Genomic DNA, 21,584 nt, shown 5'->3' with positions numbered 1-21,584 from the left:
ACGGGCCGGTTTAGCTCAGTTGGTAGAGCGCCAGTTTTGTAAACTGGATGTCGCGGGTTCGATTCCTGCAACCGGCACCATTATTTACCGCCATTGGCCGTCAAGGCCCGTCAAAAACCGCAGAGAACAGCCATTTTCGGGGGTTTCTGTTACCGTCAAAAGCCGCCATTGTCGGTCAGGACTGGCGGGGGCATTCGGGGGCATTATGGGGGCACGTTTCATCGGCAGTGGGGGCATCAGATGCTGACCGACCTGCAGTGCAAATCACCGCCGACGGATGGGAAGACGAAACTCTTCGACGGTCACGGCCTCTATCTCGAGATTTTGAAGTCCGGTGCTCGGTCCTGGCGGTGGAAATATCGCATCCACGGGAAGGAAAAGCGACTGACGTTCGGCCTCTATCCGGACGTATCGCTGAAGAAGGCGCGAATCGCACGGGAGCAGGCCGCGGCGCTGCTTCGGACGAGCGTGGATCCGTCAATCGATCGAGTGCTGCAGGCGGCACAGGCTGCAGCTGCGGGCGAACATACGTTCAAGTCGGTAGCGATGACGTGGCACGCCAGTCAGGTCCCACTCTTCAAACCGCGTCATGCGGCGCACGTGCTGCGTACCTTAGAGAACGACGTATTCCCCGCAATTGGCAAGATGCCGATATCGCAGGTCACGTCGCCGCAGATCGTCACGCTGCTTCGGAAGATCGAGGCGCGGGGTTCGGCGGACGTCGCGCACCGCTGCCGGCAGCGGATCTCCGACATCTTCGTACATGCGATCGCCAGCGCGATCGCGACCAACAATCCGGCCGCGGAGATGGGCAAGGCGCTCGGCCGGGTTCGGCACCGTCATTACCCCGCGGTCCAAACGATCGCTCACGCGCGAGAACTGCTGAGGGTTGTCGAGGTGCGACCGGCCTACCCGCTGACGCGCCTATCGTCGCGCCTACTGGCGTTGACGGCGGTAAGGTCGGGGGTGCTGCGATTGGCCGAGGTGCACGAGTTCGAGGACTTGGACGGCGATGCACCGATCTGGCGCATTCCGGCTACCAAGATGAAATTGGCGCAGGAACGTCGCAACGATCCAGCATTCGAGTTTGTCGTTCCGCTGTCGCGGCAGGCCGTCGAGATCGTGAAGGTAGCGATCAGCTTCAGCGGTACGACTGGTCTGATTTTCCGATCAATCAGGTTTGCCAAGCGTCCGCTCAGCGACAGCACGATCAGCAAGCTGTATCGGGAAGCCGGGTACGCCGCGATCCACGTGCCGCACGGTTGGCGCGCAACGTTCTCTACCGTCATGAACCGGCTCGCGGCCGAGGAGGGGCGGAAGGGCGATCGAGAGATCGTCGACCTTATGTTGGCGCATATCGATGGCAGCACGGAAGCGATCTACAATCGATATGCCTACATGCCCCGGCGTCGCGAGATCGCGCAGGAATGGGCGGACTTGCTGACCGTCGATCTGTTGGAGCCAGCCCAGCTGCTCGAGGGGCAGCGGCACTCGTAATCGGCGGTGCAGCGTGAGCGCCGGTGGCAACCGCCTCGCGGCAGCGAATGCGGCCCGCGCGGCACGGCATCAGCTTCGACAGACCAGCTCGGCCCTGCAGGGCCTACGCCGCGGCACCAGCTCAGACGTCCGCCGCAACAGCTACCACGCGGGCGATCACGAGAAGCGAAAGTGGGCTACGCACAACACGTTCTCGGCCGCAGTGCGCAACGAGCGTGTGCGGCAGGTTCGCGCCTGGTCGATGAGCCCAGCGCAGAAGAAGGCAGGGAGCCGGCGGGGGCCGCTGAGCTTCCGTACGCCACATATCTACGACGTCATCATGAGCTTCCGAAACTTTGAGAACGGCGCATGCTTCCCGTCGATCAAGGGCATAGCGCGCCGCGCGAACGTCGCGATCGCGACCGTCGACAAAGCAATCAAGGAGTTGGTCGACGTCGGCCTGCTCGGAAAGCTGCTGCGCACACGCCCGGTGGAAGATCCCGACCCCAAGGGCCCGCAGGTCGAACAGATCACGACCGCTTACTGGTTCCTAGTCCCGACGTGGCTGGCAAAGGCGCTCAAGGCGAAGTTCGGATCCGCGCCGAAGCCAGACGACCAGGTCCAGCGTGAGCAGGACGACGCAGAGCACGTTCAGCGCATGCTCGACACGTTGTCGGCCGAGGATCTGGCGGCGTTCCGCCTCGGCGATCAGAGCATCCTAGCGAAGGCTCTTGCTAGCTACGGCCGCGCGCATGATCGAATAGCGCGATTCCAATCTGTCGAAACTATCAGGGACGCGAAGATATAATAATAAGGAATGGGACCGCTTTCGCGGCCCCATGCTCCAGTATGTTGCTCCCCCAGTGCCGAAACGGCCCACCTCAAGGACCCTACCGCCAAAACCCGGCTGTCGGAACGAGGCGGCTTGCGCCGCCCCGGGCTGGCGAGGGGGAGGAGCACGAACGGTGCCAACTGCCTCTCGCGTCGCTTATGCGGCGCAGGTCCTCGCCCGAGAACAAGAAGGAAACATCTTCAGCGGGCCACTTGACGTCGCGGCCAAAGCGGCTCACGAACGGATTAGAGAAAATCAACATGGGGGTGAGCATGCCGGTACTGCTCGAAGCATCAGAAGTTGAAACGCGCCTCGAGCAGATCGGGGTAACTGTTGCTGACATGATTACGATCGCTCGGGCAGCGGTTGGAGCTCGTCGTTCCGCAACTCTCGACCATCCTGCCACGGCCGGCGGCTTGCTCGCCTGGATCGAAGGCACTGGAACGATGCGTCGCGTGTTGGGTGATCGTGGTTTTCGCCGCAGCCGTGACGCCGGTATCGAGAGCGTTTACAATCCCGACACGGGGGTGCGCTTAGCCTACCAAAGCGCAGAACGTGCGGGTGACCCGGACTTCGACCCTCTCGCAGCATCAGATAAGGGGCCGGCGTCGGCACAGTATGTAGCGTCAAATCAGGGTGAGTTGTTCCCGGAGATCGCCGCGGAAGAGGAGCGGGAAGCGAAAGCTGCCTGCTACTATCTATTCGTTCAGGCGCACGGCGATGATGTGCGCCTGGAACTCTCGTTTCCGCGCGCAATTGAAGATCGGCAGTTCGCCGGTTTCCGTGAACGCATAATCATCGTTGCCGCCGGTGGCTGGGATTTTGTCGAGGCGCTAGATGATGACCGTGGCCCAGACTTCGAGATCGAGATTTCTCGCAAGGCCTAGTGACCGTGAAAATGTTTAATCCACAGCGCCTCATAGTCGCGAGGCAACGGCGACACTTGTCCGCGAAAGAACTCGCGGCTCGTATCGGCCGCGTGCCCCTTACAATCACTCGCCTTGAACAAGGGACATCCGAACCCGAGCCCGAAACAATGGCGGCGCTTTCCGAGGCCCTAAGTTTTCCAGAGCATTTCTTTTATGGCGAAGAATGTGAGCGGCTGACCGACGGGGCTAGTTTCCGCAGCCTAACGTCTATGAGAGCGCATGAACGAGATGCTGCTTTGGCTGCTGGCTCGTTGGCGTTCATTTTCTGCGACTGGATCGGGCAGCGCTTCAATCGCCCAAGCTGCGAGTTGCCGCTTTTGGATCCGGCCACGAAACCGGACCAGGCTGCGCGGATGGTTCGGCAGGAATGGGCGCTTGGCGAGGCGCCGATCTCCGACATGATGAAAATGCTCGAAGCAAAAGGCGTTCGGGTTTTCTCCCTGGCCGAGACTACTCAAACGGTCGATGCATTCTCATGCTGGCGCGGCGATACGCCGTACATCTTCCTGAATCTGCATAAATCGGCTGAGCGGACCCGCTTCGACGCGGCGCATGAACTTGGACACTTGGTGCTCCATCGTCATGGTGGGGGCGTTGGGCGCGCGGCAGAGATGGAGGCCAACTCCTTCGCATCGGCGTTTCTCATGCCCGAAGCTGACGTGCTCGCGCGCATCCAGAGCATCACTAGCCTCGCTCAGATTGTGAAGCTCAAGCGCCGCTGGAGAGTGTCGACGGCAGCGCTAGCCTATCGTCTGAACCGGCTGCGCCGCGTCTCGGACTGGCAATACCGGGGCCTCTGTATCGAGATGCAACAGAAGGGTTATACCAAGCAGGAACCAGATCCGATCGAGCGGGAGAAGTCGGTGCTTTGGCAGAAGATATTCAGCCAGCTTTGGGCTGAACGGTGCTCGCGCGAGCATATCGCAGCAGATCTTGGGCTGCCCGTCGTTGAGATCGACAACTTGGTATTTGGCCTGACCGGGGCCGGTGAGCGTGAACAATCCGGCGTCGATCCTTCTAAACCGCGTTTGGTCGCGGTCAGCTGATAGTGCTCACTCGGCACGCTGCGGCTGCCGCGTGAGCCCAATCTTTTTACCCCAGAACACCTCGCAGTGCGCACGAACCCCCTATGCGGTGTCCGGCACCCTGCCCTGTCCACTTTCGACCCCCCGGGGGGTCAGGCCGCCGCCGCGGCGGCCGCGGCGATCGGCGCCGCCCCGGCGAGGACCTCGGCCCAGGCGTCGAACAACTGCCGCCGTCGCGGCATGTGCGTCGACCGGTTGTAGGCGCCCTCGACCTTCCGGTTGATCCCCTGCTCTTCCTCGTCCTTCCCGCCGCCGACATGGCCGAGCGCTCGGTCGATTGCGGCGCGCTCGTCGGGCAGCTGCTCGTTCAGGATCGTCGAGAAGCTGGCGCGCCATCCGTGCGGGACGTGGCGATCGCCGAAGCCGGCGCGCTGGTAGAGGATACGGATGGCGCCCTCGCCGATCGCCGCGCCGGCGCGGCCGGGGAAGATGAGCGCAGCGCCGTCTAGATTTGCAGCTTGTGGGTGCAGATCGCGACGCGCTGCGCGTAGGACGTCGACCGCTGCCGCGCTCAACGGGACCAGGTGATCGTTCGCGGCATTGAGCTTCTTCGCTGCCGCGAGCTTCATCCGCGCCGCCGGCACGCGCCACGTCGGCGCCGTCCCATTCAGATCCTCGATCTCATTCCACCGCGCCTCACGTACCGCAGCCAGGCGCACGGCCGTCAGGGCTAGGAACCGGGAAGCGAGCTTCACCGATGCAGCGACGTCGACGAGCTCGGCCGCCGCCAGTAGCGCGCGCAGCTCGGCGGCATCTATCAACGCCGGATGATGCCGAGGCGCGCGACCACGCGCCATTGCCTCTGCCACGCCCTCGGCCGGGTTCGCATCGGCCCAGCCTTCGGAGCAGGCGTACTTGAACACGCGCGAGATCCGCTGTTGCAGACGTCGCGCCGATTCGACGCTGCCGCGCCGCTCGATCGCGCGCAGAACCTGCAGGACCAATGGCGGCCGGATATCGGCGAGCGGCGTACCGCCCAGCATCGGGAAGATGTCCCGCTCGAGGCTGGCGATGACGTCTGCCGCGTGCACCGGCGTCCAGTCAGCAAACCGGTGTGCGTGCCAGGCGCGGGCGGCCGGTTCGAAGGTTGATGGGGCGATCATCGCGTCCAGCGCCGGCGCCCGCGGATCCTCGCCGCGGCCGAGCTGCTCGCGCACCTGGTTGCAACGGACCCTCGCGGCGTCGAGCGTCACCTCGGGAACGGCGCCGATCGTCAGCAACTGCTCCTTACCGCCGAAGCGGAAGCGCATCCGGAAGGACTTACGTCCGGTCGGGACGACGTAGAGGTGCAGGCCGCCCTGGTCGAACAGCTTGTAGGCGGCCGTACGCGGCCGCGCGGCTTTCACCGTAGCGTTGCTTAGCATAGTCATGTCCTATGGTTTGAGCGCCGACGGCATCGCGATGCCAAGTCGAGCGAGCGGAGAAAACGATGGCGAAGCAGGTACGACCGGCCGATTTTAAGGGCATTGCGTACGACGGACTGGTTCGTGTTGATTACGGATCTTGGCTTGTGATCGGCGAAGACGCGTTTCCGGAGCAAAGTGCGGAATTTCATCGCGAGCGCATTGCCCGTATCCGGGGAGACTTCCTCGGCGGCGGGTTCTTGATCGACAACGAACTCGTCCTGATCCTTCTATTGGATCAATTCGGCACGCTCGAAGCGGCGACCGGCGGCACGCCGTTTGACGACTTAGAGACTAGCTTTCGTAAGAAGACGCTTGGGCAGCTGATGCATCTGGCCAACCCCATTGCCCTGCGATTATTCGAAGGCCCAGAGCGCGAAGCTTGGTCGGGGGAAACGGCAGAACTTCTTCAAGTGCGTAACGCACTGGCACACCAGACGTTCTGGCTGCACCCTGTGAACGATCCGGATGCCGGTACTATTCCGGGCAGCCCGTTCCTCCGGACAACTTCGTTTGTACCTATGATCGCTGACCGAGATGCCATTTGGACCGTCGACGACGAGCAGGTGACCTATTGGAACGCCCTACGGAATAGCGTCCTTACACGGGCGAGGCAGCTACGCGCGAAGTTACCGCTAGCCGAACCCTCAGAGACACCTGCTGCGCCCGACAATCGACCTCCGCTTGGTATCTTCATTCCAAACGGTCGACCAATTCCCAACCCGGAGAGCAAACTGATCATGTTTTATCATGGGGCCGATGATCCGGATTTGCGTCGAGTGCCGGGACCCAAGATGAAGGAACGGATATGGCAACGCTTGACGGTAGACCCTCATGTCGAAACGCGGCTAGGTACCGATAGCGCGGGAAACCCGCCGCCTGAACCCGGAAATCAAGGGTAAGAGGCGGAGGATCCCTCCGCCGCAGTGACACGTTCCCGCAGCTCCGCTGGGTGGCCACACCCCTATCTTACCCACACGATACCCCATGTAGAACGTGGTAGTTGTGCTATGCGGCGACCCATGGCGCAGTCTGATTTAGTATCGTTACTCGGTGCATTGGGCGTGGGCGGATTGTTCGGAACGGGAACAACTCTGTGGATCCAAGGGCGCCGCGAGCGCATGAAAGCTACGATCGCACTGATCGATGGCTTTTCAACCTTAGAAGCTCACAAACTCCGGCGACAGTTCTGGAACACTGTCCATAACCCGGAGATCAAGCTGGCTTCGTTTGATGACGTTGGAAACGTCCCCGACGAGAACGACCGGTTCGCAGTGCTGTACGTCATCAGCTTCTTCACGACTGCCGGTTCGCTAATGATCGAAGGCGCCCTGGTGAATCCGGTTTTCTTCCGATTGGCTGAGCGTTGGTTTTCCGAGATCTTGGAGAAGCACCTTATTGCAATGGGCCACAATACTGACCCCAGCGGTCCCTACCGGGTACATACGCACGCAATCCGATCGCTCTATGAGCGGTGGTGGAATATGCATCCCTCACCGCGGTACCGCGCCCGCCCGATCAGTCCCAACGGCGGATAAGTCCTCCGCCGCAACAACGGTTTTCCGCGGCTCTCGACGGGCCATGTACCCCGTTTTTGGGTAGGTGATACCCCCGCAGCGCGTGCCCGAAAGCACGTGCTGCGGGGGTTTTCCGAGTCATAGCACGAAGGCGGAATGTCACCGCCGGTTGCGTATTATCAGCTCCGTCACTTTCGATGGCGCACCGGTCGACTGCATTCCAAGCGACCAGGAGGTGTCGACCTCCTGGATCTCGAACGCTGCGAACGCCTCCCGAATAAACGGCGTGTTGTTGATCGACATGATGAAGTCGCCGGCGATCGCCGCCAGCTGGTCGGCCATCGCCAGGTAGTCGGCGCGGCCGAACTCGACGCCGTAGCCTGCCGTCTCGTCATAAGGCGGATCGAGGTAGAACAGCGCCCCGGCGTGATCGTACCGGCGGATCAGATCTGCGTAAGGTAGCTGCTCGATCTGAACCGGCTCGAGGCGCTGACTGAGAAGCTTCAGCTCGCCACGTAGCTTCGCAAGATTGAAGCGCGAAGGATTGCGGGCTGTCACGCCGTAGCTTCGGCCGACGACACGGCCCCCGAACGCCTGGCGCTGAAGATAGAGGAAGCGGACCGCGCGCTCGATATCGGTGAGCGTGTTCGGATCCATCGCCTTTTGCCGGTCGAACTCAGCCCGACTGGCGATGAGCCAGCGCAGCTCGTCGACGAAAGGCTCGTAGTGCCGGCGTACAACGCGGAAGAGGTTTGCGACGTCGCCAGACAGGTCGTTGATGATCTCGACGGCCGGTCGGCGCGATCGGCGCAGGAAGACGCCGCCCATGCCGACGAACGGCTCGATATACGCCTTGTGGGGCGTGGTATCGATCATGGCGCACAGACGGGACGCCAGGTTGCGCTTGCCGCCCATGTAAGCCGCAGGCGGGCGAGCAACGATTACAGGACTCATGTGGAGGTAGACCTTCATGACGAGGCACGGGCTACGCGCGCCATGATGGCCGCCGATCGACGATCGGCGGAGCCCCGGCCAGGTGGCCGCGGGATGGGTGGAGCGGCGATCGCCGCGAAACTGTTGGAGAGGTTGCTGCGCGGCAACCATCCGGACGGACCGGGTGGTTAGCCGCGCAGGCTCTGGGGTCTACGCCCCGCCTATTCCCCCGAGGGGTCTTCTATTGAGCGGGCCACCCGGCGAACCGGTGACCCAGAGCAAACCGCGCGCGCGGGCTGTCCTTACGGCTAAGCTTGGAGCAGCGCTCGAGCTATGCCACGCGTTATAGCGGCCTGCAATCAGTGCGGCGCTGGCGCGCAGCCGGCGGGTTGGACGCCAGTCCGCATGATCGCGTCGACGCAGGTCCAGAGCGCCTTTACGCCCCCTGCCCGGTTGTTGCCGCGCTCGACGGCGCCGATCGCCTGGGCGAAGCGCTCGAGCAGCTCGTCGAGCACACCTTTGTCGATCGAGACCAGTTCGCCGGCCGGCTTGCCGGCAATCGGCGCCAAGTGCTCAGTCTTCACCAGCTCCGGAGGCAGTGCCGGCATCGTGGCCCGCTCGGTTCGCGCGAGCGATACCGGCGTTGAGGCTGTCGCGCACGCGGTCGACAGGAGCGGCAGGCAAAGCAGCGCCAGGAGCTGCAGGCGGAACATCGGCAAGCGCATTGTGAAGATCCTCGATCGTGGCTTGGACATAGGCGTCGGTCTTGGCGTCGATCCGGACGGTTCGCTCGGCGATCGACTGGGTGACTGCCGCGGCCGCGCGCTCGTCGGCGCGCGCTTCGGTGACGCCGGCAGCGTGCGAGACGTTGGCCTTCGCGGTGACCTTGGCCGCGCCGGCGGTCTCGCCGCCGTGGCGGATCCACACGACGCCAGCGACGATCGCGACCAGGGCGGCGATCGCCAGGATGATGCGGAACCGCGTCATGCCTTCACCGTCGCGCACTTGCGGCGATCGACGTTGCCGATCCGGTTGGCGATCCAGCCCTTCTGGAACACTTGCAGCTTGGGGTTCGCACCGATCAGCCGTGCGTACTCTCCACTCTGCCACGCATCGAGGATACCAAGGGTGGCAACGCAAAGCGGCGCGGCGCCGAGTTTCGCCTGGCACGATTGGTAGGCGGCGATCGAACCAGGTCCAAGCCGGCCGTCGATCGTCAGCGTGGTACCGCATAGCGCGTTGGTCGAACGCTGGAACCAGGCCGACGGCCGCGACGCGCCCATGTTGACGCTGGTATCGAACAGCTCCTCGGTGACCGCGGCGTCGATCGAGATCAATGCCGCGTAACCTGGCGCTACCAGGTACCGGGCGTAATAGATGCTCTCGGCAACGCCACGCGGCAGCGTGCGCATCGGACCGACATACCCGTTCGCAACCGCAACCTGCTTCGTGATCCCCATGTTCGTCTCGCCGCCCGGGTCAGCGGGATGATTCACGTAGCCGCCTTCGACAGCGATGACGCTGGCGATCATGGCGATCGCGGCCGCGGTGAGACCTGCCTTTGGTCCGACCTTTCCGCTGATCGACTTCCACAGGCTGCGTCGCTCGGCCGCCGGCGTCTGCGGGATCAGGCGGACGACGATCGTCGCGACGAACAGCAGCGTCGGGATGACGTGAGCGAGCGAGGCGGGAAAGAGGCTGCGGATCTCGTCGGGCAGCGCGTTCCAGATCTGCAGCAGCGTATCCGGTGCAGCAGCTGCAAGCCCGGTGAGGATGGCGCCGATCGCGGACATGCGAACGGACCACAGCGACCAGGCCCGAAGCGCATGGCTACGGACCCGACGCATGGCGTCGAGTGGGGTCATCGGGATCTCCTAGGATGGCGGCAGCCGGCCGCCGGCGGATCAGCGGTCGGGAGCGACCGGCGCGGCGACCGTCGAGACCATCGCGTACTGAACAGGCTGAGGGTGCTGCATGGGTGCAAAAGCGATCGATGCGAGGACGCCCGACCCGCGAAGTCGCAGTCCCAGAGCTGCGACGGCGATCCGAGCTGGGACCGCCGCCTGCGCAGCGACGCCAACGATCATAAGAGTGGTACCGTCGATCATGGCTGCAGCGCTCCTTTGCTCGGTACGATCATCTCGAGCTTTGTCTCGATGCGGATCGTACGTCCGTCGATCTTGGTCAGCACTTCGGTCTTGGCAGCGTCGGCCGCCTCGAGCTTGGTGATGCGCTGCGCGTTGACGTCGAGTTTTTCTTTCAGGCCGCCATACCCAACGATGGGGCTGGCAATCAGAGCGGCGAGACCGGCTGCCGAACAGGCCATCATGAAGATGTCTTTGAAGGCCAGGCCACCGCCAGGTTGCGCGTTGCTCACGTGAAGATCCTTCCCGCGGTCGCCCGGGCCGCAAAGCTGCTGTCAAACATGGTGGAAGCCTCCGGCATGCGTGGAGATCTCCGCGCCACGCGCGCTACCAGGGTAGCGTTCGGCATCCTGCCGGTATGGTCAGTCGAAGAGCTGCGACACGTCGAGGCGCAGCTGCGCAAGCAAAGCAGCGTGGCCGGCATCGATCGGGTGTACGAGGTCGGCGTGAAATTTGGCCGGGTCTGCGGCCGCGCCCATGCCATCAATGCTAAGCGCTCGGTTCCACTGCCAGATGTAGACGTCGTCGGGATAGGCAGCTGCAAACGCCAAAGCTGCCGTGTTGATCGCGTTGTAATTGCCCTGGCTGTCGCCGTACGCCGTGTTGAGGAGCGTCGTCAGAATAACTTTGGCGCCATAGCTTTTTGCAAGCATGATGATGTTCTCGACATACGCTTTCCACAGCGTCGTACCGATCACACCGCCGCTGCTATCGCCTGGTGCGGACAAGTTCGTGCCAACCGCGACGATGACCCATTTCGGTCTCAGCGCCGGGATCTCGTTGACCGCGCACATATAGGCGCCTCGGGCGCGCCCACCGCCCATGGCCGAGATCGCGACCGCACCGCCAAGCTCGGCATCAAGCATGCGGCTGACCGTCATCGCCGCCAGCTGCTGGTCGCCCTGCCCGATGCTGTCGGCCAGGTAGAGCACCTTCGCTTTGGCGCGCGGCCGATCATACATCACCTTCAGATGATTGACGGTGAACTGGCCAGCGATGGCGAGGAAGGCGAGCGCATCGTTCATGTTCCCGGCCGGGTTGCCGGTATCGATCTGGGTGTTGCGATCGTCGATGATCGTCGTACGCGCCTGGCTGACTGCATCGATCAACGTCAGCGTCATGGCCCGCACGTGCCAGCCCCATTCGACGATGTGCGGGTTGATCGCGCGATGACCGGCCGCAAGCGGCGCCGAAACGACGGTCCCTGGATCGCCTGCGCCGTTCGGCTGCCCCTTGATCGCGATCGTACGGCTGGCGAAATCGACCGTCACCATGGAGGGACCTCGGCCATTGCCTTCGTACAGCGGCGCGCCCTGGTCGGGGGCGAGCGCGGCAAGTCCGACGATCGTCGCAGCCGTCATGCCGGTGAGTCGTGCGCGGATGAGGCGCTGTTCGAGCCGCGTGAAGATCGCGGTCTGGATATACGTGTTCCAGCCTTGCCCCGCTGCCGGCGAGGTCATCCCGTTCGGCCCAAACGTCCAGGCAGCGTTGTTCGCAAACCAGTTGTCGGGCTGCGCCTGCAACTTGCTCGAGGCGATCGTCACCCGGGCGGAAGTCAGATCCGCCATGCTGGCCATCTCGTCGTCGGCCGCCAGCGTGAAGCCTGCGGCGATCGTGACGCCGGGGGCGACACTGAGCGACGCGGTCGCGACGCCCGCCGCGATGGCAGGACCATTTAGCGCATAGCCGTAGTTGGAATAGCCGATGAGACCGCTGTCGAGTGCCCCATCGGAGATTTGGCCGAAGAGCCAGCCGGCGCGCACTATCGCCGCGGGGACCGCAACGGATTGACGCCCCAGGGCCGTGAAGGTGATGATAACGCGCAACTGCACGGCACCGTCGCGGTTGGCAAAGCCGAAGATCACGCGCCCGACCTGCTTCACATTCGCGTTGATCGTCCGCAGGACGCCACTGCGCGGCACAGGTTGCGGGTTCAGCCAGACTTGGCGGGATAGCGCTGAGTCGGACAAGGCCAGGCTCGTGCCCGGGCCGCCGAAGACACCGGTACCGTCGGCAAACACGACGTCGACGGCCGCGGTCGCCTGTGCTGCATACACAGCGACCTGCGCAGTGCCGTTGATGACGACCTGCCGCGCAGTCTCAAGCGACGTTGCGGCGTTTTGAGCATAACCCTGCGCCATCTGGACGATGGGCATCAATAGCTCAGAGCCTTCGACGACGAGCTCGACCTTGTCGTCGACGACGTTCAAAATAGCGTCAGCCATAGTGGTTCGCCTCAGGCCCAGACGCGAGCAGGCTGCTCGGGCGTCACGATGAAGGGATCGAGCGCGGACAGATCGCGATCGTCGGTGCAGCGGATGTTAACGTGCCAGCCGCGCCGCGCGCGGGTCAGCTGCTCGCCATCGTCCGTCCATTGCTGGATTGGGATGCGGACAACGCCGACGACGTCGACGAGGAAGGCCTCGTCGGCCGACGGGACGGCCGCCAGCGCGGCCGCCTCATCAGCGAAGCGGAGATAAAGATCGATCATGCGGTGTACGCCTGCATTTCAGCCACCGTGAGGAGGCGCGGGAACTCGGTGGCATCGAGCAGCGGGTTGGTCGGGTGCGGCAGGTAAGGAATGATAAAGCAGTTCGGCTGACTGCCCGACGCGCCGTTGTTGCCGAACCTGCGGGTCGTGATCGGCGGAAGCCCGGTTAGAGCAGCGTCAGGATACGCCGTGCCGTTGACGACCAGGCGCAAGATCCGGTTCGTAAACCCGAGTGCGATCTTGTAGTCTGTACCTGCTACCGGCGTCGGACCATTCACCTGGCCGATCGATATGCCACCGCTCATAACACGAGCGATCAGGTTCCCTGCGGCTGTCAGATCCACGATGATGCGGTCGTTATCAGATCCGCCATCCCAACCGCCGATCCGCGAGGCACGAAGGGTGCCATCCCATCGCGCGCGCAATAGCATGGTCTGGGCAGCTGGATTAAACTCGATGCCGACAGCCTTGGAGTAGAAGTCGGGCCCCCTCGTCGCCTGTGCGTTGCTGGTCGGAATGTAGGACGTGGCTACGGAGCCAAGCTCTGTCTGCACACCTCCGATGCGTATGGTAAAATCGTACGCGGTCCCGCTGACGAAGGTGAGCTGGTAGTAATACTGAAACTGTGTCGGCGCCGCCATCGTCAGTGTTCGAGAATAAAAGCGCCGGGTGAACTGTAACGTCAGCGCCATTGCGCGGTTTTGATAGACGGTATTGGTCCCGTCGGTTTCGAAGATGACCTCGTTCAATTTGCTTGCGTCGCCAGCAACGACGGAAGCAAACGATGAACCGGTCCAGGTCTGACCTGCCGTGGTCGACGCGCGACCAAAGGAGAACACAAACGAGCCGTTGGCGGTTGCCGTGCCGGAGACCCGGAACTCCGTGTACGGCACGCCGCCCGACACGCCCACACCGGTGACTTCGCGGTTCAAACCATTGGTCGCGGTAGGGACAGACCACCCCGTCGGCGCACTGCCTGGGCTACCCACCACCGCCCCGGTATTGCCGCCATTGGTGATGATGTTGGTCGACTGCATTTCGACCAACAGGCCGGCTAGCACCCACGCAGCGGACGCAGTGTCGAAGAGGGCCCCCAATCGAGCCGTTCCGCTTGCCGCCGTCTGCAGCACCCCGCCTGCATCGTAATACGTAGCCGTCGTGGCGCGCGCGACATCGGTCACGTCAGTGAAGCCCCGCAACTGGCGGCGTAGGCCGTCGAAGCTCGAATAGAGGGACTTCCTCCCGGTAAAATAGGCATCGGCGATCGCCGGAAAGGTGCCGGTACCAGGCTTGATCAGCAGCGAAGGACCACCCTCGGGCACGATCTGCGCGGCCGCGGTGTTCGCGGCGGTAGCGCCGGCGTTCGCAGCGTTGCCCGCGATCACGGTCAGCGCGGTCTTGGCGACGCTGTCATCGGTTGCGACCTTAGCCGCGGTCGTTGCCGTATCGGCCTTGCCCGTCGCCGTTACCGCCAAGGCGGTCTTTGCCGTGCAGTCGGCCGTCGCAGCGGTCGCCGCCCCCGTCGCGGTCACCGTCGCGGCCGTCTTGGCGATGCTGTCAGCTGCGGCGGCATTCGCAACCGCGGCCGCGGCGATCGCTTCGGTGCTCGAGCCAGGCGCGCCCTGGGCGGACACGATCAAGGTACCAGTCCCAGCCATGACCGTCAGCGTGTCCGCACCAGCAGTGCCAGCGGCACCGAGCAGGAACGGCGCGCCGTCGTCGATCGATGCCGTGCCGCCGTGAAGCACAACGCGGCCGGTCGCGGTCAGCATCGCGATCTCGAAGCTGGTTACACCGCCCTTCCGGAGCGCCTCAGTCATGGCGCCGGTAAAGGCGAAGGTTGCGGTCGCTCCGTTCACGGTCGCTGCGATCGGCAGGCCGACAACAGCACTGCGCGCGTCGAGGAAACGCCAGACGATCGACCGGCCGGTTAGATCGGATGGCGTGCCGGACGCGCCGACGATGCCGAAGACGGGTTGCGCTTCGACGCCGGCAGCGACGCGAAAGCTGCCGAACCGATCGAACAGCGCTCCAGACTGGATTATCATGGGACGGACACTCCGGGCTCGATGATGAAAGAGCCGCTGATCAGCGGCAGAAGTGGCAAACCCGGCAGGGCGATCAGATGATCGAAGGCCAGGACGACGTCCTGCCCGGGCTCGGTACCGTTCGTCAGGAACGGCAGCATTTTCTGGATGGTCGCGCGATCGATCTGGATCGTGATGGTCGCGACGGGAAAGGTCGCGATCGCGGTCCCGACCAGGCCCGTGACCGCCGGTTCGAAGGCAACCGACAGACCCTGACTTCCTGCGGCCGCTGGCAGCAGCGAGAGCTGCGGATCGCCAGGCGCGTCGGGGTGCACTCGCAGCTCCATGACTTGGGGCTGGTTGCGCAGATCATAAAACGGGACCCGTACAGTACGGACGAAGATTGCGTTGCGCGGTGCACGCCAGACATGCGTGGCCGGCCTCACAGGGCGGTGTCCATGATACGTCTCCGATATCGGAAGAGGGTTAGGCAGCCGCGCTCTCAAGCATCACGATGCGCTGCTTCAGCGCGTCGAGGTCCGCCTTTGCATAGGCACCGCCGACGCTGTCGGCGTTCGTTGCCGACGTCGCAGTCCCAGCGGTCGCGGCATATTCGACCCCGCCTGGCAGTTCGAACTCCCAGGCATTGGCCGGCAGGCCAGGCGAGCTGGGCGGCGTGGCCGTCTGCCCAAGCGCGAACCCATGCTTGGCGTCGGTCTCCGATCGCGCGGTGATCGTGACGACACCGCTGCCGGCGTCGAGCGACCTGGTGAGGATCATCACCGTCTGGTTGAGCAGTCCCGCTTCCGGCAGGTCTACCGTCACGACGTCACCGGGTTTGTAGCCGAGCCAGCGGATCTTCAGCGGCAAGGTTATCGGTCCGAACTCGCGCGAGTTCTCGATGTCGTAGCGGGCAAGCGTTGCGACCTGCGCCAGGTCCTCGCCGGCGAAGCACTGCACCAACGGATACGACGCTTCCTTGCGGACCTGCCGGCGATCCCGGGCGACATACGCGTCGACGACGATCGGCGCGGCCGCAACCTCTGCCCAAGTCGTCGTGGTCGTGCTGGTCGCCGGATCCGTGCTGATCTCCTCCGACCAGTAGCGCGGCACCAGCGTGTTCAGACGGTCACGCCGCGCCTGCATCGCCACGACCGTCACGTCGCCTTCGGCGCGTGCGTTGCGGTCGATCGTCGCCAGGCTGACGCGCGGCGTGGAAACGATGCAGCCGAGCAATGCACCGAGGCGGAGCGGCTCGCCGGCGCCAGCCTGCAGAATGTCCTTCAGCACGTCCCACTTGTCGTCGGTCGTCGATTTGACGCCGCCTACCCGCCATTGGTTCAGTTGCGCGATGTTGGCGCCCTCGACAAATTGCTCGAGGATCAGGCCGGACGCCGGCAAGCCGACGCCGGCGACAAGCTTGCCACCGTTCTGGCGCCAGCCAATGCACCACGTGATCGCGACGATGTACGGGTTGTCGCTCCATACCGAGGTCGACTGATCATTGGCGCGCTGGGGACCGTTGCCGCCCGGATACGTGCTGTCTTTGCGCGGATCGTAGCAGAGCACGCCTTTACCACGCCAACCGCACGTCGGCATCGAGGTGAAAGTGTTCTTGCCGTCCGCGTCATACTCGAACGTCGCGATCGACGCCGCCTTGCCCGAAAGCTTGTGCTGCGCGCTCCAACCGAACGGCATGCCGGTGCTGAGCGATAGCGCGACGGGTTCCGGACAAAGGCCGAGCTGACGCGCCTCGTGCATGTAGGCGCGTGCGCCGATCGTCACCGCATCGCCGAGCTTGGTCCGCGCGATCTGGTCGACGTAGAGCGTGTCGAGCGACTGAATTGGGCCGATCGACCATTCGGTGACGATCGACTGAAACTTGTTCTTCGGGCCGTAGGCCTGGCGATAGATGATGTGACCGCCGCTATACGCATCGCCGAACACGATATCGATGCCGGCGTTGGGATCCGCCTTCCACTGATCCGGGGATCCGCCACCGGTCGCCTTCGAAGCGCTAAGCGAGCTGGTCGCCATCAACGCAGCCGCGGCGAAGCCGGCGACCTTCGCAACGGTCGCGGCGGTCGCTACAAAAGCGGCGGTCCCGCTGCCAGCGACATATGATCCAAGCAAACCTGCCGATGCGGCAGCGCCAACACCGGTCGCAAGAAGAGCGACGCCGCCAACGACCATGGCGGCGGTAGCCAGATACTTCGACATCAGGCTTTGACCTCGACCCGCCAGGCGAGCTTGAGATCGACCTCCTGAAGAACTGCAGCGCCGACGGCATGCTCGTGATAGCCGAGCAGCCGGCCGTTGCCGAGTTTGACGCCGAGCGCGCCGAACACGTCGCCGGACTCGCCCTGGACGATATCGCCGACCACCGCCTCAATCGGCGCGATGCGCTCGAGGCCGATCGCGTCAAGGGCTTCGGCCATGCTCTCGAAGCCGCGGGCACGTAGCGCCTTGAGCGCCGATCGCGCGCTGGCGTAGCTGCCGGCCGACGGTACGCGGACCGTATAGCCGAGGCGACGAAGGTGGGCGGCAACCAGGCGAGCGCAGTCGCTGCGCCCCCAGCGGAACGGCTTGCCGACGAACTCATCCAGTGTCGCCTGCGTGGCGGCCGTACGGCGAACCATGACATGATCGGTCATCGCTTCACTCCGTCCGGGCTCGAGGTGCCCCAGTAGATTTGCTGGGCGACGTAGGTGACGAAGGCGCAGCCAAGCTCACCCGGCCACAAATACTGGTGGAACGTGTCCGACAGACGCGCGCCATCGTCCGACAGGAAGAAGTCTTCGAAGATCGAGGTGACTTCGTAATCGACGCTGGTCTTGCCGTCGGCGCCGGCCTTCAGCGTGGCGACGTCGAGCAAGCCGTTGAACAAAAGCAGCGGATCCCCGAGCACGGTCCCCGTCATCTGATCGATCGCGCCGAGCCATAGCCGTACCGGCGAGCCCTGCATTTCGACTGAGGCGAGCTGTGCTGCGGCAACGTCCCCGGCTGGCATGAATGTCAGCGACAGCGCTGGCGCTTCATCGCCCAGCCCATCGGTCAGCGTGTCGATCGCCGAGAAGACGCCGAGCAACTCGTCGCTACCGGTGAAGGTCTCGAGAACGCCGTCGACGTAGAACTTCACGACGCCGGAGCTGACGAGCAACCGGACGATGCGACCGGGCAGGTCCATCCGGATGGCACCAAAGATCGTTGCACGATCCTGCGCGAGCGCGGCGTCGAGCGCCGGCGACATCTGCGACATCAGGCAATCTCACGAATCGTGAACGACAGACCGCGCACGCGCGCCGGGATCATGGTCCAGCCGTTGGCGTCGCCGGAAAGCTTGCCCTCGATCATGGGCTTGGCGAACTCGCACTCGTCGCCGTCTGCCGGCGTCACGCGGAGCATGGGGCCGATCGGAAGGGTCGCGAGACCGTCGTTGCCGACCGTCGTCTGCTCGAGAACATAATGAAGGTAGCGCCGGCCGGCGTGGCGGAGCGAGAAGAACTGGCGACGACGGAAAGTATAGTTCGGCGTTGCTGCCCGGATCCGCAACATCATCCCGGCCTGGTCCGCGCCGTCGACGACGACCTTGCCGACCGGACCGATCATCAGCCCTGGCTGCGGGAAGTAGCACGCCACCGTTTCACCGGTCAGCCACGCGTCCAGGAGCGCGGCCGTCCAGAGCCGCCCGTCCGGTTCGGGCAGCAGGTTCGGCGTCTCGATCGCCATCGACATGCGCGACCCCATGAAGCCGAGCCATTGCTCGATGCCGCCGTTGGGTGGTGTCTGCCACCCACCGAATACGATCGGCGACGGGCTGGCCGACTTCGGCAGCGGTTTGGGAGGGAGGTAGATGGTCAACCTGGACGCCTCCCGAGCTGCCGGCGTCGTGCGCGGCCCATTTCCATCTTGCCGAGCTGCGCACCGCCGGCAGCGATGCCAGGTGCGGCAGCGCCGACGCGCTGGTCCGCGACACCGGAAACGGTTGCGGTGAACAGATCCGTGTTCAGGGCGATGTCGATCCGCGACCGGCTGGAACCGGTATCGTTCGCCGCCTGCATCATCCGCCGGCTCTCCGCAGCTGGGTAGATCCGCGTGCCGGTCGGCAGATCCATGATCTCGCCGCCATTCTCGTTGACGTAGCTCAAACCGCCCGAGAAGTGCTCGGTACCGGTCGCGTTGCCTGGCGGCCCGATCGTGCTCGCCGTCACGGCTGTCGAACCGCCGAACAACTTGCCGATGCTGCCAAACGCGCTGGTTATCGTCGGCAGATCACTATTGCCGTTGATCAGGTTCTTCAGCGGATTGAGCAGTGCCAGCTTGATGAACTCGGACTTGATGCTGCTCAGCACCGTCTTGCCGGCGTTGCCCCAGCTCGACCACGTATCCTCATTGAGGACGTCGTCGACGAACTGGTTGCCGTAGCCGCGAACCTCGCCAAGCGCCGCTGCCGTAACCTTCAGCTTCTCGTTGACCGCCTGCTGCGCGTCGACGCCGCTGAGGATCTGCGAGACGTCGGCTGCTGCCATGTCGGGGAACTGCCGGCGGATCTCCAACGCCAGGCGGAGCTTTTCGAGCTCGCTGTTGCGCGTGTTGTCGTTAGCGCCAGCGAGCTGACCGTCCGAACGGATCACCTCGAGCTTTTCGAGATTGTTCGTGTAGCCGAGATCCGCCGAGACAATATCGCCGGCCGCAACGCCGTCGATCAGGATCGCGCCGGTCGCCTGAGCGAAGCGCGGACCGGTCAGCGGACTTGCTGCGCCGGCGATGCTGACGACGCCGGGATCGGACTCGCCCTGGGCAATCATCGACAGCGCCGCGTTCAGCTCGCCCGAACGTGCCAGACCGATCTTGAGCTGGTTCACGCCGGCACCGTAGTTGGTGCTGAAGATTGGGCCGTCCGGATTGCCGTACTCGATCGAGATCGAGGGAATGTTGCCACCGCCCGACTTGAACGTGTGCGTGTACTTACCGTTCACCGGACCGGACGTCACCGGGGCGCCGAACGTCGCACGCAACCAAAAGCCGATGGCCTTGGTGTCGACGGGGACAACGACGTCGCCATCGTTGGTGATGACGTCGTACGTCGGATCGAGACCTTCGCGACCGAAGCCGAGCTGATCGTCCTCGAGGAGCGGCTGCTCCTCGCCCAAGCCATGGCTGACCATGGGCAGCTTGAAGAAGCCTGCTGCTGGCGTTGCACCATACGTCGTTTCGAACGCGGCGTTCTGCACCGTGTTGATACCAAGGGGGCGGCCCATGGCGGTCTCCTGTTTTGAGAAGGAAGGATCAGCCCAGCGGGCTGGTGGTCGAGTAGGAAGCGATGATCGCGAAGTCGGCCCAGCCAACCGCCTTGCCGCCCGTGACCTCGCTTTCGCCGTCGCTCGGGGCTTCGGCGTCGAGGTACAGGCACAGCCCGCCTAGCGTCCGATCGGCGCGAAGCTCGCGATCGAAACCGGTCAGCATTTCGTCCAGGACCTGCTGGCTGGTTCGTGCCGGCGTCGCATAGGCGGCAAGCTCGATCGGGATCCTGTGCTCCCACCAGTAGGTCGGAGGGCAAAGGTCGACCTCCGGATCGCCGGGATCGCCGGAACGGACGATGACCATGCCAAGCGGGTCGACCGCCATCGGCTTGGCCTCGTCGGTCGACATACCCCGCACGACGGCATGCGGTACCGCACGTTTGGCCAGCGCCTTTACGGCGTCCAGAACATCAACCCGCTTGGACATAGGCTATCTCCAGCGAGCGTTGAGGTTCGCCTCGAAACGCGTGTCAGCGACCTGAGCGGGGACCGACAGATCGACCTTCTTCGGCTTCTTCACCGCGCGAACGAGGGTGAACATGATGACCGATTGCACCGGCCGCGGGTTGCGCGTCTTGCCGCCACGCTCGCGTTCGGTGGCGTTGCGCCACCGCCCGGTTGCCTTGCGGATGACCAGCCCCTTGAGCACCAGGTAGGCGACACCGCGCCCTCGCTGGCTTGGCGTTCGGAAGCCCTTGTCGTTCGGGCTGATAAACTGGAGCCGACGACCGAAGCGCTGCTCGACCTCGTCGGGGGTCAGGGCGTTACCCGACCGTTTCTGCGGCACATCCTCGGTCGGGATGGCCAGGAACCGCTTACCGGCGCGCGCGACAATGTTGGCGCCGGTCGCATAGCTTTCGATGATGGCAGCAGCACCCCGCCCGTCTTTCGATGGCTGCGCGTAGACCCAGCCACCCGGGTCGAGGCTGACCCGGCCGGACCTGTTCGGGTAACTGACGCCGCGCACGGCGTTGGCGAGGCGTTCGCCGAGGCCTGCTGCGCGCACCTGGTCGCGAAAGGCTTCTTTCACGTCGACGGTCGTGTCGGCCATTGCGGCCGTCATGAAACCGGCGACATCCTTTTCTGCCTCGGTAAAGATCTTGTCGAAGTCTGGACCGGTGAGCGACGTGCGGAGCATCGGGCCTTACGAGACCTCGCAAGTCCAGATAGTGCCATCGCCGTTCAGCCGCGGCTCGCCGTCGATTGTGAACTGCTCAAGCGTGCGCACTACGGTGATCGTATCGCCAAGGACCGGTCTGGCTACCTGCGTGATAGGCAACAGGAAGCTGTTCGTCGCGACGACGAAGCTGGAGCCGTTGGCTTCCAGAACACCGCTGGGACGGTTCCAGATCGCGGAGATTTCGCCGACGCCGTTGTAACGGATCGCCTCGCCATGCTCTTCGGGATTGAAGAACACGGCGAGGTCGTCGGCGAAATTCATCGG

At 63.9% G+C, this 21,584-nt stretch carries 25 protein-coding genes and 1 tRNA gene; 7 read left to right on the top strand and 19 right to left on the bottom strand.

What is annotated here, in order from left to right; genetic code table 11:
- The first annotated feature begins 4 nt into the window (after nt 1-4).
- The 5 genes from E5673_RS08405 (at nt 5) to E5673_RS08385 (ending at nt 4,283) form a co-directional block, all read left to right on the top strand.
- A tRNA-Thr gene (locus E5673_RS08405) sits at nt 5-80 on the top strand.
- 13 nt (nt 81-93) lie between these two features.
- Entirely contained in the window at nt 94-1,497 is a 1,404-nt protein-coding gene (locus E5673_RS08400; protein WP_247599634.1) for an integrase arm-type DNA-binding domain-containing protein, read from the top strand.
- Nucleotides 1,498-1,510: 13 nt separating this feature from the next.
- Nucleotides 1,511-2,284 carry a helix-turn-helix domain-containing protein gene (locus E5673_RS08395; protein ID WP_136189645.1) on the top strand — a complete coding sequence of 258 codons (774 nt, stop codon included), beginning with the start codon at nt 1,511-1,513 and terminating at the stop codon, nt 2,282-2,284.
- A gap of 296 nt (nt 2,285-2,580) precedes the next feature.
- Complete coding sequence (locus E5673_RS08390) at nt 2,581-3,195, top strand: hypothetical protein (RefSeq protein WP_136189644.1); 615 nt, start codon at nt 2,581-2,583, stop codon at nt 3,193-3,195.
- Between the two features lie 11 nt (nt 3,196-3,206).
- Nucleotides 3,207-4,283: an ImmA/IrrE family metallo-endopeptidase gene (locus tag E5673_RS08385; protein WP_136191408.1), complete on the top strand. Its 1,077-nt coding sequence runs from the start codon at nt 3,207-3,209 to the stop codon at nt 4,281-4,283.
- 131 nt (nt 4,284-4,414) lie between these two features.
- On the opposite strand, the gene E5673_RS08380 is transcribed toward E5673_RS08385, so the two are convergent.
- Nucleotides 4,415-5,686 carry an integrase arm-type DNA-binding domain-containing protein gene (locus E5673_RS08380; RefSeq protein WP_136189643.1) on the bottom strand — a complete coding sequence of 424 codons (1,272 nt, stop codon included), beginning with the start codon at nt 5,684-5,686 and terminating at the stop codon, nt 4,415-4,417.
- A 65-nt stretch (nt 5,687-5,751) separates the two neighbouring features.
- Here E5673_RS08380 and E5673_RS08375 point away from each other — a divergent pair, with 65 nt between their 5' ends.
- Nucleotides 5,752-6,627, top strand: a complete 876-nt coding sequence (locus tag E5673_RS08375; protein ID WP_136189642.1) for a hypothetical protein — start codon at nt 5,752-5,754, stop codon at nt 6,625-6,627.
- A 120-nt stretch (nt 6,628-6,747) separates the two neighbouring features.
- On the top strand, nt 6,748-7,263 hold the full coding sequence (locus E5673_RS08370) for a hypothetical protein (RefSeq protein WP_136189641.1): 516 nt from the start codon (nt 6,748-6,750) through the stop codon (nt 7,261-7,263).
- A 138-nt stretch (nt 7,264-7,401) separates the two neighbouring features.
- On the opposite strand, the gene E5673_RS08365 is transcribed toward E5673_RS08370, so the two are convergent.
- The 18 genes from E5673_RS08365 to E5673_RS08280 all read right to left on the bottom strand — a co-directional run bounded on the left by E5673_RS08365 (nt 7,402) and on the right by E5673_RS08280 (nt 21,581).
- Entirely contained in the window at nt 7,402-8,346 is a 945-nt protein-coding gene (locus tag E5673_RS08365; RefSeq protein WP_348769894.1) for a DNA adenine methylase, read from the bottom strand.
- A 188-nt stretch (nt 8,347-8,534) separates the two neighbouring features.
- Nucleotides 8,535-8,759, bottom strand: coding sequence for a hypothetical protein (locus E5673_RS08360; protein ID WP_136189640.1), 225 nt, complete (start codon nt 8,757-8,759; stop codon nt 8,535-8,537).
- Complete coding sequence (locus E5673_RS08355) at nt 8,749-9,162, bottom strand: hypothetical protein (protein WP_136189639.1); 414 nt, start codon at nt 9,160-9,162, stop codon at nt 8,749-8,751. Before E5673_RS08355 ends, E5673_RS08360 begins: the two co-directional genes overlap by 11 nt.
- On the bottom strand, nt 9,159-10,040 hold the full coding sequence (locus tag E5673_RS19965) for a glycosyl hydrolase 108 family protein (protein WP_247599633.1): 882 nt from the start codon (nt 10,038-10,040) through the stop codon (nt 9,159-9,161). Before E5673_RS19965 ends, E5673_RS08355 begins: the two co-directional genes overlap by 4 nt.
- Nucleotides 10,041-10,079: 39 nt before the next feature.
- On the bottom strand, nt 10,080-10,283 hold the full coding sequence (locus E5673_RS08345) for a hypothetical protein (protein WP_136189638.1): 204 nt from the start codon (nt 10,281-10,283) through the stop codon (nt 10,080-10,082).
- Nucleotides 10,280-10,552, bottom strand: coding sequence for a hypothetical protein (locus E5673_RS08340; protein ID WP_136189637.1), 273 nt, complete (start codon nt 10,550-10,552; stop codon nt 10,280-10,282). Before E5673_RS08340 ends, E5673_RS08345 begins: the two co-directional genes overlap by 4 nt.
- Before the next feature lie 129 nt (nt 10,553-10,681).
- Nucleotides 10,682-12,544 carry an SGNH/GDSL hydrolase family protein gene (locus tag E5673_RS08335; RefSeq protein ID WP_136189636.1) on the bottom strand — a complete coding sequence of 621 codons (1,863 nt, stop codon included), beginning with the start codon at nt 12,542-12,544 and terminating at the stop codon, nt 10,682-10,684.
- Nucleotides 12,545-12,555: 11 nt separating this feature from the next.
- Nucleotides 12,556-12,810, bottom strand: coding sequence for a hypothetical protein (locus E5673_RS08330; RefSeq protein ID WP_136189635.1), 255 nt, complete (start codon nt 12,808-12,810; stop codon nt 12,556-12,558).
- Nucleotides 12,807-14,669, bottom strand: a complete 1,863-nt coding sequence (locus E5673_RS08325; RefSeq protein WP_136189634.1) for a hypothetical protein — start codon at nt 14,667-14,669, stop codon at nt 12,807-12,809. Before E5673_RS08325 ends, E5673_RS08330 begins: the two co-directional genes overlap by 4 nt.
- A gap of 185 nt (nt 14,670-14,854) precedes the next feature.
- Nucleotides 14,855-15,172 (bottom strand): hypothetical protein, encoded by a 318-nt coding sequence (locus E5673_RS08320; RefSeq protein WP_136189633.1) that lies wholly within the window; start codon nt 15,170-15,172, stop codon nt 14,855-14,857.
- Nucleotides 15,173-15,323: 151 nt separating this feature from the next.
- Entirely contained in the window at nt 15,324-17,057 is a 1,734-nt protein-coding gene (locus E5673_RS08315) for a hypothetical protein (RefSeq protein ID WP_136189632.1), read from the bottom strand.
- A complete protein-coding gene (locus E5673_RS08310) occupies nt 17,057-17,491 on the bottom strand; it encodes a hypothetical protein (protein ID WP_136189631.1) in 435 nt (144 codons plus the stop codon). The genes E5673_RS08315 and E5673_RS08310 overlap by 1 nt, the downstream gene beginning before the upstream one ends.
- Nucleotides 17,488-18,096, bottom strand: coding sequence for a hypothetical protein (locus E5673_RS08305; RefSeq protein ID WP_136189630.1), 609 nt, complete (start codon nt 18,094-18,096; stop codon nt 17,488-17,490). Before E5673_RS08305 ends, E5673_RS08310 begins: the two co-directional genes overlap by 4 nt.
- Entirely contained in the window at nt 18,096-18,698 is a 603-nt protein-coding gene (locus E5673_RS08300) for a hypothetical protein (protein ID WP_136189629.1), read from the bottom strand. The genes E5673_RS08305 and E5673_RS08300 overlap by 1 nt, the downstream gene beginning before the upstream one ends.
- On the bottom strand, nt 18,695-20,098 hold the full coding sequence (locus tag E5673_RS08295; RefSeq protein WP_136189628.1) for a phage tail tube protein: 1,404 nt from the start codon (nt 20,096-20,098) through the stop codon (nt 18,695-18,697). Before E5673_RS08295 ends, E5673_RS08300 begins: the two co-directional genes overlap by 4 nt.
- Nucleotides 20,099-20,126: 28 nt before the next feature.
- Nucleotides 20,127-20,567, bottom strand: a complete 441-nt coding sequence (locus E5673_RS08290; protein ID WP_136189627.1) for a hypothetical protein — start codon at nt 20,565-20,567, stop codon at nt 20,127-20,129.
- Nucleotides 20,568-20,570: 3 nt separating this feature from the next.
- Complete coding sequence (locus E5673_RS08285; RefSeq protein WP_136189626.1) at nt 20,571-21,278, bottom strand: DUF6441 family protein; 708 nt, start codon at nt 21,276-21,278, stop codon at nt 20,571-20,573.
- A gap of 6 nt (nt 21,279-21,284) precedes the next feature.
- Nucleotides 21,285-21,581, bottom strand: a complete 297-nt coding sequence (locus E5673_RS08280; protein ID WP_136189625.1) for a hypothetical protein — start codon at nt 21,579-21,581, stop codon at nt 21,285-21,287.
- Between the last annotated feature and the right edge of the window lie 3 nt (nt 21,582-21,584).

The sequence above is a fragment of the Sphingomonas sp. PAMC26645 genome, assembly GCF_004795835.1.
Taxonomy (GTDB): Bacteria; Pseudomonadota; Alphaproteobacteria; order Sphingomonadales; family Sphingomonadaceae; genus Sphingomonas.
This window is presented reverse-complemented; position numbering and strand designations above follow the sequence as displayed.

What these genes read in the sequence shown, in the direction of transcription:
- E5673_RS08310 (WP_136189631.1), bottom strand. Translation starts at nt 17,491, where the DNA reads ATGACCGATCATGTCATGGTTCGCCGTACGGCCGCCACGCAGGCGACA.
- E5673_RS08315 (WP_136189632.1), bottom strand. Translation starts at nt 17,057, where the DNA reads ATGTCGAAGTATCTGGCTACCGCCGCCATGGTCGTTGGCGGCGTCGCT.
- E5673_RS08365 (WP_348769894.1), bottom strand. Translation starts at nt 8,346, where the DNA reads ATGGTTGCCGCGCAGCAACCTCTCCAACAGTTTCGCGGCGATCGCCGC.
- E5673_RS08345 (WP_136189638.1), bottom strand. Translation starts at nt 10,283, where the DNA reads ATGATCGACGGTACCACTCTTATGATCGTTGGCGTCGCTGCGCAGGCG.
- E5673_RS08330 (WP_136189635.1), bottom strand. Translation starts at nt 12,810, where the DNA reads ATGATCGATCTTTATCTCCGCTTCGCTGATGAGGCGGCCGCGCTGGCG.
- E5673_RS08335 (WP_136189636.1), bottom strand. Translation starts at nt 12,544, where the DNA reads ATGGCTGACGCTATTTTGAACGTCGTCGACGACAAGGTCGAGCTCGTC.
- E5673_RS08280 (WP_136189625.1), bottom strand. Translation starts at nt 21,581, where the DNA reads ATGAATTTCGCCGACGACCTCGCCGTGTTCTTCAATCCCGAAGAGCAT.
- E5673_RS19965 (WP_247599633.1), bottom strand. Translation starts at nt 10,040, where the DNA reads ATGACCCCACTCGACGCCATGCGTCGGGTCCGTAGCCATGCGCTTCGG.
- E5673_RS08370 (WP_136189641.1), top strand. Translation starts at nt 6,748, where the DNA reads ATGGCGCAGTCTGATTTAGTATCGTTACTCGGTGCATTGGGCGTGGGC.
- E5673_RS08355 (WP_136189639.1), bottom strand. Translation starts at nt 9,162, where the DNA reads ATGACGCGGTTCCGCATCATCCTGGCGATCGCCGCCCTGGTCGCGATC.
- E5673_RS08290 (WP_136189627.1), bottom strand. Translation starts at nt 20,567, where the DNA reads ATGTCCAAGCGGGTTGATGTTCTGGACGCCGTAAAGGCGCTGGCCAAA.
- E5673_RS08295 (WP_136189628.1), bottom strand. Translation starts at nt 20,098, where the DNA reads ATGGGCCGCCCCCTTGGTATCAACACGGTGCAGAACGCCGCGTTCGAA.
- E5673_RS08285 (WP_136189626.1), bottom strand. Translation starts at nt 21,278, where the DNA reads ATGCTCCGCACGTCGCTCACCGGTCCAGACTTCGACAAGATCTTTACC.
- E5673_RS08390 (WP_136189644.1), top strand. Translation starts at nt 2,581, where the DNA reads ATGCCGGTACTGCTCGAAGCATCAGAAGTTGAAACGCGCCTCGAGCAG.
- E5673_RS08305 (WP_136189630.1), bottom strand. Translation starts at nt 18,096, where the DNA reads ATGTCGCAGATGTCGCCGGCGCTCGACGCCGCGCTCGCGCAGGATCGT.
- E5673_RS08380 (WP_136189643.1), bottom strand. Translation starts at nt 5,686, where the DNA reads ATGCTAAGCAACGCTACGGTGAAAGCCGCGCGGCCGCGTACGGCCGCC.
- E5673_RS08375 (WP_136189642.1), top strand. Translation starts at nt 5,752, where the DNA reads ATGGCGAAGCAGGTACGACCGGCCGATTTTAAGGGCATTGCGTACGAC.
- E5673_RS08385 (WP_136191408.1), top strand. Translation starts at nt 3,207, where the DNA reads ATGTTTAATCCACAGCGCCTCATAGTCGCGAGGCAACGGCGACACTTG.